Source organism: Stappia sp. 28M-7, assembly GCF_014252955.1.
In the GTDB taxonomy this organism is placed as follows: domain Bacteria; phylum Pseudomonadota; class Alphaproteobacteria; order Rhizobiales; family Stappiaceae; genus Stappia.
In genome coordinates, this window is the sequence record NZ_JACMIA010000001.1 from 1,850,443 (window position 1) to 1,864,562 (window position 14,120).

Consider the following 14,120-nt stretch of genomic DNA (forward strand, 5'->3'; position numbering starts at 1 on the left):
GAAGGCCGAAATGAGCGAAGAGGAGCTCAACGCCCGCCACGCCGAGAAGATGCGCAAGAAGAAGGCCGCGCGCGACAAGATCATGGCGACCAAGACCATCGAGAAGGGTCTCCTGATCGTCCATACCGGCAAGGGCAAGGGCAAGTCGACGGCCGGCTTCGGCATGGTGTTCCGCTCGCTCGGCCACGGCCACAAGGTCGCCGTGGTGCAGTTCGTCAAGGGCCGCATCGAGACCGGCGAGCGCATGGCGCTGGAACGCTTCTCCGACCTCGTCACCATCAAGCGCATGGGCGAGGGCTTCACCTGGGAGACCCAGGACCGCCAGCGCGACATCGATGCCGCCCGAGCCGCCTGGGAAGCGGCCAAGGACCTGATCCGCTCGCGCGAGCATCGCCTCGTCCTGTGCGACGAGCTGAACATCGTGCTGCGCTACGACTACCTGCCGATCGAGGAAGTCGTCGCCTTCCTGCGCGACGAGAAGCCGGAGGACGTGCATGTCGTCGTCACCGGCCGCAACGCCAAGGACGAGCTGATCGAGATCGCCGACCTCGTCACCGAGATGGAGCAGGTCAAGCACCCGTTCCGCTCCGGCGTGAAGCCGCAGGAGGGGATCGAGTTCTGATGGCGGTAGCCCGCCGCATCCCCGCACTGATGATCCAGGGCACCGGCTCGAATGTCGGCAAGAGTCTCGTCGTGGCGGGGCTCTGCCGGCTGTTCGCCGACCGGGGGCTGAAGGTGCGGCCGTTCAAGCCGCAGAACATGTCGAACAACGCGGCCGTGACCAGTGACGGCGGCGAGATCGGCCGGGCGCAGGCGCTGCAGGCGATGGCCGCGCGCGTGCCGCTGTCGGTGCACATGAATCCGGTGCTCTTGAAGCCCGAGACGGATGTCGGGGCGCAGGTCATCGTGCAGGGCCGGCGCGCGGGCACGATGCGCGCGCGCGAATACGGCAGCCGCAAGGCCGAGCTCCTGCCGAAGGTGCTGGAGAGTTTCGCCCGCCTCAGTGAGGGCGCGGACCTGGTGCTGGTGGAAGGGGCGGGCAGCCCGGCGGAGATCAACCTGCGCGCAGGCGACATCGCCAATATGGGCTTTGCCGAGGCGGTGGATATCCCCGTCGCCCTGTGCGGCGACATCGACCGCGGCGGGGTGATTGCAAGCCTTGTCGGCACCCATGCGATTCTGCCCGAGGCGGAGCGGACCCGCATCAAGGCCTTTCTCGTCAACCGTTTCCGGGGGGATGTGTCCCTGTTCGACGAAGGCGTGCGGGAGATCGCCGCACGCACTGGCTGGCGCCCGCTCGGCGTGGTGCCGTGGTTTGCCGATGCGCACCGCCTGCCCGCGGAGGATGCGCTGGCGCTGGAGGAAAGCGACGGCGACGGCTCGGTGAAGATCGCCGTGCCGGTGATCAGCCGCATCGCCAATTTCGACGATCTCGATCCGTTGCGGCTGGAGCCGGGCGTGACACTGGAGCTCATCGGCCCGGGCCGGCCGCTGCCGGGGGATGCGGATCTGGTGCTGTTGCCCGGGTCCAAGTCGACGGTCGGGGATCTCGCCTTCTTCCGCGCGCAGGGCTGGGACATCGATCTGGCCGCCCATGTGCGGCGCGGCGGGCGCGTCATGGGCGTGTGCGGCGGCTACCAGATGCTGGGACGGACGATCAGCGATCCCGACGGCATCGAGGGAACGCCCGGCACCGTCGACGGGCTTGGCCTGCTCGACGTCGACACGGTGCTGACGGCGGACAAGCGGCTTGTCGAGGTGACGGGCCGCCATGCGGCGAGCGGGGCGGCGCTCTCCGGCTACGAGATCCATATTGGCCGCACGCAAGGGGCCGACACCGCACGTCCCTTCGCGCTGCTGGGCGAGAGCGGCGAGCCGGACGGCGCGGTCTCGGCAAACGGTCGCATCGCCGGCACTTATGTGCACGGCCTGTTCGCGTCGGACACGTTCCGCGCCGGCCTGCTGGCGGAACTGGGCAGCGGCTCCACCCGTGCTTACGAAGGCGAGATCGACCGCACGCTCGACGCGCTGGCCGCGCATCTGGAAGCCTCGCTCGATATCGACGCGCTGCTGGAGATCGCCCGCGCGCGGTGACCTTACCCGCCGGTGCGCCGCCATATCAGCAACTGGTTGTTCGCCGGCATCGCAATGTCTTCCAGCAGGGTCAGCCCCTGCGCTTGCGCCAGCGCATCGAGCGCCTCGAAATCCCGAATGCCGCTCTGCGGGTCTCGCGCCCGCAATTGCGCGTCGAATTCGGCATTGCTCTCGGTGGTGAAGGCGCCGCCATATTTCATCGGCCCGTAGACGCAGCACAGACCGCCCGGCGCCAGGATCTCGCCGATGCGGGCGAAGAACTGCCCAACATGGGCGAAGGACATGATGTGCAGCGTGTTGGCCGTGAAGACCGCGTCGAAGGCATCGGGCGCCTCTGCCGCTGGCAGCGGCCAGGGCGGGGCGGCGACATCGAGCGCGAGCGGCGGCGGTGTCCGTTCCGTTCCCTCGCTCTCCAGCCGTGCCGCAATCCCCGGTATGGCGCCGGGCAGGTCGCTGCACTGCCAGACAAGCTGCGGCAGGGCTTGCGTCATGTGCAGCGCATGCTGGCCGGTGCCGCTGCCGATCTCCAGAACGCGCCGACGGTGTGCGAGATGGGGACGGAGTGCTGCGAGGATCGCGTCTTTGTTGCGCTCGGCCGATGGGGCGAAGGGAATCATCGCGGACCTCACAGGAACAGGGCAACGAGTGCGATGGCCGCGACCGCAACGCCCTGCAGCACCATCGCCTGGCGGAACACCTTCAGCGCCCTGGAAATGTCTCCGGCGGTCGCTTCGCGCCGGCCGCCTTCGTTCATGAACGGATCGTCGACCGTGTAGCCGGGATAGGCGCGCGGGCCGGCGAGCGCCAGTCCCAGGACCGAGGCCATTGCCGCTTCCGGCCAGCCGGCATTGGGCGAGCGGTGCTTCGGCGCATCCCGCCGCATCACGGCAAGGCTTTGCTTGATACTGCCGCCGTTCAGCGGCGCGGTGAGCGCCATGGCGAACCCGCACAGGCGCGCGGCCGGCCAGTTCACCAGATCGTCGAAGCGGGCCGAGGCCCAGCCGAAGGCCTCGTGACGCTCGGTCCGGTGGCCGATCATCGAATCCGCCGTGTTCACCGCCTTGTAGGCGATCAGCCCCGGCAGGCCGAGCAGCAGGAACCAGAAGGCCGGCGCCGTCACCCCGTCGGCGGCGTTCTCGGCGCAGGACTCGATGGCCGCGCGGGAAACGCCGGCCTCGTCGAGCTGTTGCGGATCGCGGCCGACGATCATCGCGACCGCCCGGCGGCCGCCGGCAAGCCCGTCCTCCAGCAGGCGGTCGCGGACCGCGGCCACATGCTCATAAAGGCTCTTCTGGGCGATGAAGATCGCCGCGATCACGGCGATGCCGATCTCGCCGAAGGGAAGGGCGCGCAGGATCGCCTCCAGCAGCGCGCCGATCAGCAGCGAGCAGGCAACGAGGCTGGCGAGAAACATGGCGCCGTAGATCTTGCGCGCGCGGGGCGAGGCGGCGGGGTCGTTGAAGTCCTGGTCGGCGATCTCGATCACCTTGCCGAACAGCACCACCGGATGCGGCACAGTGCTCCACAGCCAGCGCGGGTCGCCGACCAGTGCATCCAGCACCAGGGCCAGCAGCAGCAGGAAGGCGGTGTCGGCAAACAGCAGCATGGCCCTAGCGTCCCGATGCTGTGCCGCTGTCGGCCATGGCGTTCTGTAGCGCAGCCTCCAGTCGGACCAGTCCCTCGCGTCCACCGGGAAGGCCGATGCGCAGCCAGGTCGGGGCGTAGTCGAAGATGCGCGTCCAGATCCGCTGCCGGGCGAGCGCTTCATGCAGGCCGGCGGCGTTGCGCGTGCCCGCCAGCACGAACAGCGGCGTGCCGCCGAACACGGAAAGCCCGTGCATCTGCAGGGACAGAGTCAGGTCTGCGGCCTCGTCCGCCAGTTGTGCCATCATCGCCTTGCGCCAGGCAGTATTGGCGAGCGCCTCAGCCCCGGTCTCGATGGCCGGGCCGGAGACGGCCCAGCTCTCCAGCCGCTCGCGGAGGACGGCGAGAATGTTCTCGGGGCCTGCGGCAAAGCCCAGGCGCAGCCCGGCAAGGCCGTAGAACTTGCCGAAGGAGCGCAGCACCACCGCCGGGCGCCCGGCCAGATGCGGCAGCACGCTGGCGCCCGGCACGCAGTCGGCAAAGGCTTCGTCGATGACGAGCATGCCGCCGCGCTCCGCCATCTGCCCGGCCATGTGACGCAGGCTCGACGGGTCGACCAGTCGGCCGTCGGGATTGTTCGGGTTGACGATCACCAGCACCTTCACCTGAGGTGCCAGCTCCGCATGCGGCGAGGTGATCTCGCAGACCCGCCGTCCTGCGCGGCGCCAGCTATCCCCGTGGCTGCCATAGGTTGGCCCGGCAATGGCGACGTCGCCCTGCGGGAGCACATGCGGCAGCAGGGCGATCAGCGCCTGCGTGCCCGGCGCGGCGACGAGCTTCAGGTGGGCGGGCACCTCATAGGCCTTGCGCGCGGCGGCGAGCAGCCGATCGAGCGCGCCTTGCGAGGGCAGGTCCTGCCAGCAGCGGGAAGGCAGGGAGGGCACGGGATAGGCATGCGGATTGATGCCGGTCGACAGGTCCAGCCAGTCCTCGGCAAGTCCGCCATACCGGGCCATTGCGCCGCCCAGATCGCCGCCATGCTTCATGCGCTCGCCTCCGTTCCTTCCGTTCGGAACGGACCCTAGAACACGAGGCGCGAGGCAGGAAACGCTTTTCCGCGTGCGCAGCATGGGCGTCGCGTTTTGCCGCTTCGCGTGTCGCTCAGGTGGTCGGTTGCGATGAGGCGTGCGGGCCGGGGCGGCCGAGCAGGTATCCTTGGGCTCGCCCGCATCCGGCCTTGTGCACAAGGTCCAACTGCGCCTGCGTTTCCACGCCTTCCGCCGTGCAGTGCATGCCGATGCTGCGCGCCAGCCCGGCGATTGCCGAGACGATCGCCGCAGAGGTCTCGTCCTCCTCCATGCGCTGGATGAAGGTGCGGTCGATCTTCAGTCCGTTGAACCGATAGCGGTGAAGGCGGTTCAGCGAAGAGTAGCCCATGCCGAAATCGTCAAGCACGAGACCGACGCCGAGCGCCGCCAGGGCATCGAGGTCCTCGAACACTTCCGGGCCGCTGTTGATCAGCAGGTTCTCGGTGATTTCCAGCTCGATTCGGGTCGCAGGTGTGCCGTACCGCTCCAGTGCGGCGGCAACCGCCGGCACCAGGAGGCCCTTGCCGAACTGACGCGGGGAGGTGTTCAGCGACAACCGGGTGCCTTCGGGCCAGTCGCGCATGGCTTCCAGGCCGCGCTCGAGCGCGAGAAGGCCGATCTGCTCGACTAACCCTGTCTCCTCGGCGACTGGAATGAAATCGTCCGGTGGGATGAAGCTGCCGTCCGGCTGTCGCCAGCGGGCAAGAGCTTCATAAGTGCAGATCTGGTCACCGCTCAAATCCACGATCGGCTGGAACCAGATCTCCAGTTGCTTGTTCTCGACGGCTGCAGCAAGTCCGGTCTCGATCCGGCGGCGCGCAAAAAGCGCCTTCCGGATGTCCTCATCGAAGATGCGGTACCCGGGATCTGCGCTGGATTTTGCTCTGTAGAGTGCCGCATCCGCGTAGCTGTGCAGGGTTTGCGGGTCGGTCGCCGTCTCGTCGATGGCGACGATACCGATGCTGACGCCGGGATGGACGACTGCCCCCTCCAGTGTATGGGGCTGCGATATCTGCTCGACCAGCCGTTCCGCGACGGCTCGCGCGTTCGTGAGCGTTCCCAGCTTCAATATGATCGCGAACTCGTCGCCGCCAAGCCTGGCACTGACGTCGTTTGGAGCTGTCGCCTGTTTCAGGATCTGTCCGACCTGGACCAGCAGTTCGTCGCCCTTGAGATGCCCGAACTTGTCGTTGACCGCCTTGAAGCGGTCGAGGTCGATAAGCAACAGCGCCGACTTGGCGATCCCTTGCCGCGCAGCCGCGACGCAGGCCTCCAACTCCCGGGAGAAGACTGCGCGATTGGATAGCCCGGTAAGGGGGTCGGTTTCGGCGGCAATGCGAATGCGTTCGCTTGCCTCTTCGAGATCGGTGATATCCTCGTGCGTCTCGATCCAGCCGTCACCGGGGATGGGTGAAAGGGTGGTGGCAATGATCGTGCCGTCCTTCTTGCGCGACTTCAGACGGTAAATCTGGCCGTCGCGCAATCTCTTGCGAACGGTCCGCGGATTGGGGAGCGTAGAGGCCAGTCGTCCGTCGGCGGCAGTCTGCGCTTCGGCCACGGCCTCATGGGGCATGCCGGCACGCAAGGTATTGTCCTTGAGATCGAAGAGCTGGACCGCCTGCGCATTCCAGATCTGGAGCCGGTCGTCCGCATCGAACAGCATCACGCCCTGGCGCATCGAGGCGAGCAGGCTCTCCAGTTCCCGGGTCCGCTCCCGTGCTTCGGTTTCCTTGGCACGCAGATTGTACTCCAGCAGCTTGTGCTCGCTGACGTCCCAATTGAGACCGATGGCTTCTGCCGGGGCGCCCGTCGCGTCAAAACTGCATTGGGCATGGGCCTGAAGCCACCGCACGCTGCCGTCCCGGCACCGGATGCGGAAGCGCGAGGTGAAGCGGCCTCCGGCGTCCCGGGCGTTCTCGAACTCCGCGACAGCGCGGGAGAGGTCGTCCGGATGGACGCAGGCGGTCCAGTCTGCGAAGCGCCCGCTGAAGCGCGTGGGGTCGACATCGTAGAGAGGGAACATGGCGGCATCCCACTCCAGCCTGTCTGCCGGAAAGTTGTAGCGCCACATGGCGATCCGCGCCGAGTGACGCGCAAGGTCCAGCATCGTCAGGCTGCGTTCGGTCTCCTCATGCGACAAGATCGAACGGCGGACGCTTTCCGACAAAAGCCCGAGGATGACCACCCCGGCGACGTTGCCGAGGAGCAGCAGGTGCCAGGCGCTGGAGAGGATCGTCAGCCCGGTGGCAAATCCCCGGTCGACGAAGAAGCACGGCAGGACGAAGAATGTGCCCGCAAGCGCAAGGGCAACGAAATCGGGCAGGCTCGGCTTGCGACGCAGCTGACCGAACACGATCAGGCCGGCAACGACGCCGACGGAGGCGTAGACAAGCGGACTGAGCGTTCCGCCGATGACCGCCGGCCCTCCGACCCAGTAGCGCGCCGCGGCGGCAATTACACCGCAGGTCACCCCTGCGACGGGGCCACCGAAAAAGCCGGCGAGCATCGCAGGCGCCGCGCGCGTGTCGAAGGTTGCGCCGAGCGGAATGGTGACGGGGAAATTGACGACCAGGACGGCCAGTAGGCCGAAGGAGATGCCGATCAGCAGCTCCTGCAATCTGTTGGGCAGCTTGAGGCCGAAATGTTCCCGGGAAAAGAGCATTGCGAGCGCGCCAAGGCTCAGCAGGCCGATGTTGGCGATGCCGCTCAGCAGCATTGGGACCTCATGTGACCAAAGTATCGTTGTCGTGGATGGCTTTTGCGCATCCTTGAGGCTCTGTATAGCCAGTTTTCGGATGTGGTACAGTCCGGTTCACACCGGATCGTCCGCGATTGCACCAATTGATAGGGAGCGGAATTCGAAAAACGGGAATTTATTGATTGAAATGCAAGTAAACGTTGAGATTATTGGTGTATTTCAGTCAGGTTTGATGGAGTTTCGTGCGCACGGCAAGCCATCGCCTCTCGATAGGGCGTGCGCAGTTTTCCGCGTGGGATGAGGCTTGTTCCGGCTGCGTTAGATGCCGTTGTAGACGCAGCGACCTCGATAGGCGCCGCTGCTGGCAGCGCGGCTACCTGTCAAGACATCTGCCGTCAGAACATAGGATTGTCTAGAGAGGGTGCTGGAGGCCTCGCCCGGAATCGAACCGGGGTGCACGGATTTGCAATCCGCTGCGTCACCACTCCGCCACGAGGCCAGCGGGCAGACTTATCAATCACATGCGAGGCAAGGTCAAGCGGTGTTCGCCGTTTCCCCCGCACGTCCGGCGAAAATCGTCGGGCAGCCCGCGACAAGGCCGCGCCCGCGCTGTCTTGTCCACAGGGGATGGGAAGGCGCGTCCGGCAAGATATGCCCTCTGGCAGATCATTTTATGCAAGGCATTTACGTGTGCACAACCTGAGGTCGATTACGTTGTGCAGAGTTGTTCGAATGGCGAGGCACGAGACGTGTTCGGAAAGAGGCGCGGACCGCCGGCAGATATGAAGCCGGTGAACGATGACGAGATGATCAAGACCCTCCCTATCCGCAGGCGGATATGGGATCTTGCCCAGCCGGGCATTCAGACTCGGCTGCGGCTTGGAGATAAGGGCTATCTGGATTTCTTCGAGATCGACCAGAGCCTTGTGGACTTCGTCAACATCCTGTGCAATCGGGCGAGAATGCCGATGGGCCGGATCTATCCGAAATTCAGGCAAGCCTACTACTTCAGTTATTATATGGCGCAGGTGAACAATGGCGGCCATCGTCAGTTCATCGTCAATTCCAGCCCGAGGCGGGTTTGGTATCTGGAGGAAGCCCTGATGGCGGCTCACGCGATGGGGGCGCAGGAATACGCCGAGGTCCTGGTCGACTACCTGGGTTGGCTGCGCCAGAATCCGGAGAAGATCGATCAACTGTCGGACTGGTCCGACAAGGCGGTGGCCGCACCTCTTTATGCGCTCGACGACCGCTTTTTCGCGCACCAGAAAGGGCCTGAGCCCGTCCACTATCTGGTGGAGTGGATCGCAACCTGGCCGGAGGTCGCCGTTCTCGAAGACGATGCCTACGACGCGGAGATCGAGCGCATCTTGAGGTTGGTGCCGTCGCCGGCCGTTCAGGTGTAAAGGCTTTTGATGCGCTGGGCGGGATGGTGTTGTTGCCTCCCGTCCGGCGAAGCCTACCCCGGTCAGGACGCGCAGGCGTCCTTGCCGTAGGCGTTGAGGGCCTCGCCCAGGCGCTGTGCTTGTTCGGTGGAGGAGGCCTTGAACTGCAGCAGTTGGGGAACCATTACCGCGCCGGAGATCAGGTCCTCCCGCTTTTCCCCGGACTTGTTGAACTGCAGGAATATTCCCGCCAGCTGAGGGGCGGGGAGGGCCGCAACCTGCTGGGCGAAATCATAGAACTGCGGCGCGTCCTTGTGAGGCTGGATCGGACCGCCGCCCACACCGACGGATGTCAGGCGGAAGACAAGTGTTCCGTTCTGCGATTTCAGGATCTGCTCCAGCCGATCGCGACCTATGCCCGTTCCGCTTGCGACGGCCGTACTGTTTTCCCGGGTGGAGGTTTGTCCGTTGGACAGCGTGAGCTGGCCTTCCTTGCTCTGGAACTCGGCGGGCAGAAGCTTCGATATCCGTTCGGCCTGGTCGAGAAGTTTGCCGTCCACCGGCTTTCTCTCGAAGCTCAGAACCGCTCCGTTCTGGTCGGTCGGTGTTATCCCGGCGCGGTCCAGATTGAACAGCGAAAGATCGGTTCGCAGGACCTGCCGGATATTCCAGCCCATCGGGTTCACGGCCGCCACGGTCACCTTCAGCTCGCAGCCCCTAAAGACGATATTGTCTTGCGCAAGGTCCGGGCTGCTCTCCGCGAGAATCTGCCTGACGGCGGCTTCCGGATCCTCACCCTGACAACCGCTTGCAAGCAGCAAGACGCCCAGCAAGGCAGCCGCCTTGGCTGCTGTGCTCACTGGGGAGGATTTGGATTGGTTCCGGAGGCGAGAAAGGTCAGGGCGCGCAATAGTCGTGAGTTTCATCGATCTTGTCGTCCGAAATCAGGCTGTATGTCTATTGAAGCGGTATTCGAAAGAATGTGTCTCTGCTGCTGGGACGATGCTTTCGACCGGAACAGGCCTGCACCGCAGCACTCTTCTGCGTTGTAGCTGGTCTTTTCGCGGATTGCCGCGACAATCTGGATGTTGCCCTGCTTGTTTGCGCAATCCTGCCTGCGTGCGGCTGCGGGACTGGCCAATTCGGCGGACACAAGACAGCTTGCTGCCGGCGACCCTGAACACGCAAAAACCGGGCGGATCGCTCCGCCCGGTCCTGTGTCGGCTGGCCCTGGCTCAGCCCTTGTGGTGCACCTGTTGCAACCCGTAGACCGGCGTCGGGATGCCTTCCATCCGCGCTTTCAGCTGAAGCGACAGGAACTGCGAGTAGTGGCGCGACTGGTGCAGGTTGCCGCCGTGGAACCACAGCGCTTCCTGCTGCGTCGGCTTCCACATGTTGCGCTGCTCGCCCTCCCAGGGGCCGGGGTCCTTGGGCGTGTCGGAGCCGAGGCCCCAGACCTTGCCGACCTTGTCGGCGGTCTCCTGGTCGATCAGGTCGGCGACCCAGCCGTTCATCGAGCCGTAGCCGGTGGCGTAGACGATCACGTCGGCCGGGATCTCGACGCCGGTGTCGAGCTTGACGGACGTCTCGGTGATCTCCTCCACCTCGCCGGCGGCCAGCTTGATCTTGCCGTCGATGATCAACTGCGAGGCGCCGATGTCGATGTAGTAGCCCGACCCGCGCCGCAGGTACTTCATGAAGAGCCCCGAGCCGTCGGCGCCGAAGTCCAGCCGGAAGCCGGCCTTCTCCAGTGCCGCATAGAAGTCGGCGTCGATCTCGCGGATCTTGTCGTAGATCGGCTTCTGGAACGTGTGCATGATCCGGTAGGGGAGCGAGGCGAAGATGAGATCCGCCTTCGCCGTGGTCATGCCGCCGGCCACCGCCTGCTCGGAATAGAGCGCGCCCAGCCCGTGCTCCATCAAGGGTTCGGAGCGCACGATATGGGTGGTCGAGCGCTGCACCATGGTCACGTCGACGCCCGCCTCGTAAAGCGCGGCGCAGATGTCATGGGCCGAATTGTTCGAGCCGATGACAACGACCTTCTTGCCCTTGTACCCGTCGGGGCCGGGATGCTTCGAGGAATGGTGCTGCTCGCCGGCAAAGCGGTCTGCGCCCTTGAACTGCGGGATGTTGGCCTTGCCCGACATGCCGGTCGCGAAGACCAGCTGCTTGGGCCGCAGCACCACTTCCTCGCCGTCCCGGTCCACCGTGACGACCCATTCCTTGTTGGCCTCGTCCCATTTCGCCGAACGTGCGGTGGAGCGGGTCCAGTAGTTCAGCTCCATCACCTTGGTGTACATTTCCAGCCAGTCGCCGATCTTGTCCTTCGGCGCGAAGACAGGCCAGTTCTTCGGGAAATCGATATAGGGCAGGTGGTCGTACCAGACCGGATCGTGCAGGCAGAGCGACTTGTAGCGCTTGCGCCAGGAATCGCCCGGCCGGTCGTTGCGCTCCACGATGATCGTCGGAACGCCGAGTTGGCGCAGCCGCGCGCCGAGCGCGATGCCGCCCTGGCCGCCGCCGATGATCACCACATAGGGCTGCTTGGTATAGCCGAGCGTCGCGGCCTCTTCCTCGCGCTCCTCCTTCCAGGTCTTGCCGCCGGGATTGACCCCGTGCTTGGCGCCGAGCGGCCGGCTGAAGCCGGACTTCTCCTCGTGGCCCTTCAGCTCGACCATGGTGGTCAGCAGCGTCCAGATCAGCCCGTCCTTGAGGCGGATCAGGCCGTAGCCCCGCGCCACCGCGGTCTCGAAGGTGATCCAGGCCTGGGTCACGCCGTCGGCCTCGCTGGCCTCCTCTCCTTCCGCCACCTGCCAGGCGGTCGGCTTGGTCAGGGCGAGCTGCGCTTCCAGCATGTCGCGGACTTCGCTGCGTCCCTCGGCGGTCTTGAGGTTCCAGGTGAAGGTCACGAGATCGCGCCAGTAGCACTCCTCGGCGAACATGTTCACGGCCTCGTCGATCCGGCCCGCCTCCAGCGCCCCGCCGAACCGGTCGAGAAAGGCCTGCACGCGGGCCGTCGGTGTCTTGTCGAGCATATCGTCTCCTCCCGTTGCTCATGTCTCCGGGGACGGATCTGCGCCCGCCCGGTGCAAGGTAGGTGGCAAGCCGCGTGCCAGTCTCGAAAAGGCTGGGAGCTCTTTTTCTTCAAGGGCTTGCGTATGTGTGTTGCAGGACCTGTTGCAGCGTTGCGCAACAGGCCTGCAACACCTGTCGCAGGCGATGCGACAGGCCGGAGCAGGTCAGCCGGTGCGCGGGGTGCCGCGTTTCAGCCAGCGATGCACGGTCGAGCGGTTGACGCCGAGCCGGCGCGCCAGCGCCGAGACATTGCCGCCGCAGGCCGCGAGCTCTTGCAGGAGGTCGCCTTCGCCTGCCGCATCCGTGCTGCCGGGCGGCGTTGCCGGCGGCATCGGGGCGAGGGCAGGGCGCAGCGGTTGCCTGGCGCCCGGCCGGCCGATCTGCTCGGGCAAGGCCTCGGCATCGATCCTGTCCCCGTCCGCCAGCGCTGCAGCGACCTTCAGGGCGTTGTGCAATTCCCGCAGGTTCCCCGGCCAGTGGTGGGCACGCAGCGCCATGCGCGCGCCGGGGGACAGGCGCGGGCTGCCGCCCGTCTCGGCGGCGATGCGGGCCAGCATGCGCTCGGTGAGCGCATCGAAGTCCAGCCGCTCGCGCAAGGGCGGCAGGGTGAAGGTGGCGGCGTTGAGCCGGTAGTAGAGGTCCTCGCGGAACCGGCCCTCCGCCACCAGCCGGCCGAGATCCCGGTGCGAGGCGGAGATGAGCTTCAGCCGCACGGGCCGTGTCTTCAGCGCGCCGACGGGCTGCACCTCGCCCTCCGACAGGACGCGCAGCAGGCGGCTTTGCAGCGAGAGCGGCATGTCGCCGATCTCGTCGAGAAACAGCGTGCCGCCGGCCGCGGCCTCGATCAGGCCGGTCTTGCCGCGTGGGGCCGCGCCGGTGAAGGCGCCGGGAGCGTAGCCGAACAGCTCGGACTCGATCAGGTGCTCGGGGATCGCCGCGCAATTCACAGCGACGAAGGGGCCGGGGCGCTCGCGGCTTTCGTGGATGGCGCGGGCGAGATACTCCTTGCCCGTCCCGGTCTCGCCATGGATCAGGATAGGGATGTCGAGCCCGGCGAGCCGCGACACCCGCGCCAGCATCGCCTCCATGCGCGGATCGCCGAAACTCAAGGTGGAGAGCGCGCCCGGCAGGCGCGGACGGGCGGTTGCCGGCCCGCGCGGCGCCACGACCGGCGCGATGGAGCTGGCGAAGAAGGCCGAGCCGTCGCGCGCCCGCAGCACCCGTTCCCGGTCGGCACCGCCGCGCATGTAGCGCGGCAGGTCGTTGATATCGATCTCGAAAAACCGGTCGATCCGCTCGCCGATCAGTTCTCGCGCGGTGAAGGCGGTCAGGTTCATCGCCCGCGCCAGCGCGTTGAAGCCGCCATGGGTGATGCCGGTGACGCGGCCGGTTCCGTCGAGCGACAGCGCCGCATCAGGGTCGACGTCGAGAAAGTCCGGCAGGCGCGACAGCCGCAGCACCCAGTCGTTGCGGGTGCGCGAGATCAGGTTGGCAAGCTCGATCCGCCGCGCGGTCGCCGCGACCAGATGCAGCGCCAGCTGCTGGCTGGCCTTGGCGGTGGGCGAGCGCAGTTGGGAGATATCCAGCACGGCGGTCAGGTCGCCGAGCGTGTCGTAGATCGGCGCGGCGGTGCAGGTCAGGCCGATATGGCTGCTGTCGAAATGGTCGTCCTGGTGGATCACCACCGGCTTGCCGGAGACGATGCAGGCCCCGACCGCGCAGGTGCCGGCGCGGTTTTCCGACCATTCGGAGCCGAGATAGAGCCCGGCCTTGCGCAGCTGGTTGTCGAAGGTCGGGTCGCCCATGAACTCGACGGTGACGCCGCGCGCATCCGACAGCAACAGCACGTATTTCTGTTCGGCGACCTGGTTGAACAGTGTTTCCAGCCCGCTGCGGCCGATGCGGATAAGTTCCTCCGCCTGCTCGCGGTGCTCGCGCAGCTTCGTCTGCGGAACGATATAGGCTTCCTGCGCCTGGGCCGGGTCGAGCCGGTAGTCGTTGACGCAGCGCAGCCACGACTGGACGACGGGCATATCCCGGCCGCTCGCCCCGCCCATGGCGACGCGCTCGATCTCCCTGATGTGCGACAGCGCCGACACCATGGCTATTTCCTCCCGCCGCGATGCTCGCATGGCAGGGCGCCCCTCACAAGGCGGGATCGGGGACTTGTGCCAAAGGAGGAGGACGCGGGCGCGG

General features: G+C 66.2%; 10 protein-coding genes and 1 tRNA gene. 3 read left to right on the forward strand and 8 right to left on the reverse strand.

Annotation, left to right across the window (positions count from 1 at the left end; translation table 11 throughout):
* Positions 1 to 10 precede the first annotated feature (10 nt).
* Both cobO and H7H34_RS08245 read left to right on the forward strand, forming a co-directional pair.
* Positions 11 to 622: a cob(I)yrinic acid a,c-diamide adenosyltransferase gene (gene cobO, locus H7H34_RS08240; RefSeq protein ID WP_158196361.1), complete on the forward strand. Its 612-nt coding sequence runs from the start codon at positions 11 to 13 to the stop codon at positions 620 to 622.
* Entirely contained in the window at positions 622 to 2,094 is a 1,473-nt protein-coding gene (locus H7H34_RS08245; protein ID WP_185924878.1) for a cobyric acid synthase, read from the forward strand. Before cobO ends, H7H34_RS08245 begins: the two co-directional genes overlap by 1 nt.
* Before the next feature lie 2 nt (positions 2,095 to 2,096).
* Here H7H34_RS08245 and H7H34_RS08250 read toward each other — a convergent pair whose 3' ends face one another.
* From H7H34_RS08250 to H7H34_RS08270, 5 genes are all read right to left on the reverse strand, one after another.
* Positions 2,097 to 2,711: a DUF938 domain-containing protein gene (locus H7H34_RS08250; RefSeq protein WP_185924879.1), complete on the reverse strand. Its 615-nt coding sequence runs from the start codon at positions 2,709 to 2,711 to the stop codon at positions 2,097 to 2,099.
* 8 nt (positions 2,712 to 2,719) lie between these two features.
* A complete protein-coding gene (gene cbiB, locus H7H34_RS08255; RefSeq protein WP_185924880.1) occupies positions 2,720 to 3,700 on the reverse strand; it encodes an adenosylcobinamide-phosphate synthase CbiB in 981 nt (326 codons plus the stop codon).
* A gap of 4 nt (positions 3,701 to 3,704) precedes the next feature.
* Positions 3,705 to 4,724, reverse strand: coding sequence for a threonine-phosphate decarboxylase CobD (gene cobD / locus H7H34_RS08260; protein ID WP_185924881.1), 1,020 nt, complete (start codon positions 4,722 to 4,724; stop codon positions 3,705 to 3,707).
* A gap of 115 nt (positions 4,725 to 4,839) precedes the next feature.
* Positions 4,840 to 7,482, reverse strand: coding sequence for an EAL domain-containing protein (locus H7H34_RS08265; RefSeq protein ID WP_185924882.1), 2,643 nt, complete (start codon positions 7,480 to 7,482; stop codon positions 4,840 to 4,842).
* Positions 7,483 to 7,889: 407 nt separating this feature from the next.
* Positions 7,890 to 7,963, reverse strand: a tRNA-Cys gene (locus H7H34_RS08270).
* Positions 7,964 to 8,270: 307 nt separating this feature from the next.
* On the opposite strand from H7H34_RS08270, the gene H7H34_RS08275 reads away from it, so the two are divergent.
* A complete protein-coding gene (locus H7H34_RS08275; protein ID WP_185924883.1) occupies positions 8,271 to 8,870 on the forward strand; it encodes a DMP19 family protein in 600 nt (199 codons plus the stop codon).
* 62 nt (positions 8,871 to 8,932) lie between these two features.
* Here H7H34_RS08275 and H7H34_RS08280 read toward each other — a convergent pair whose 3' ends face one another.
* From H7H34_RS08280 to H7H34_RS08290, 3 genes are all read right to left on the reverse strand, one after another.
* Complete coding sequence (locus H7H34_RS08280; protein ID WP_185924884.1) at positions 8,933 to 9,775, reverse strand: hypothetical protein; 843 nt, start codon at positions 9,773 to 9,775, stop codon at positions 8,933 to 8,935.
* Positions 9,776 to 10,084: 309 nt separating this feature from the next.
* Entirely contained in the window at positions 10,085 to 11,884 is a 1,800-nt protein-coding gene (locus H7H34_RS08285; protein ID WP_185924885.1) for an NAD(P)/FAD-dependent oxidoreductase, read from the reverse strand.
* A gap of 204 nt (positions 11,885 to 12,088) precedes the next feature.
* The gene (locus H7H34_RS08290) at positions 12,089 to 14,026 is read right to left on the reverse strand and encodes a sigma-54-dependent Fis family transcriptional regulator (RefSeq protein ID WP_097173968.1); all 1,938 of its coding nucleotides are present in this window, start codon (positions 14,024 to 14,026) and stop codon (positions 12,089 to 12,091) included.
* Positions 14,027 to 14,120: the final 94 nt, after the last annotated feature.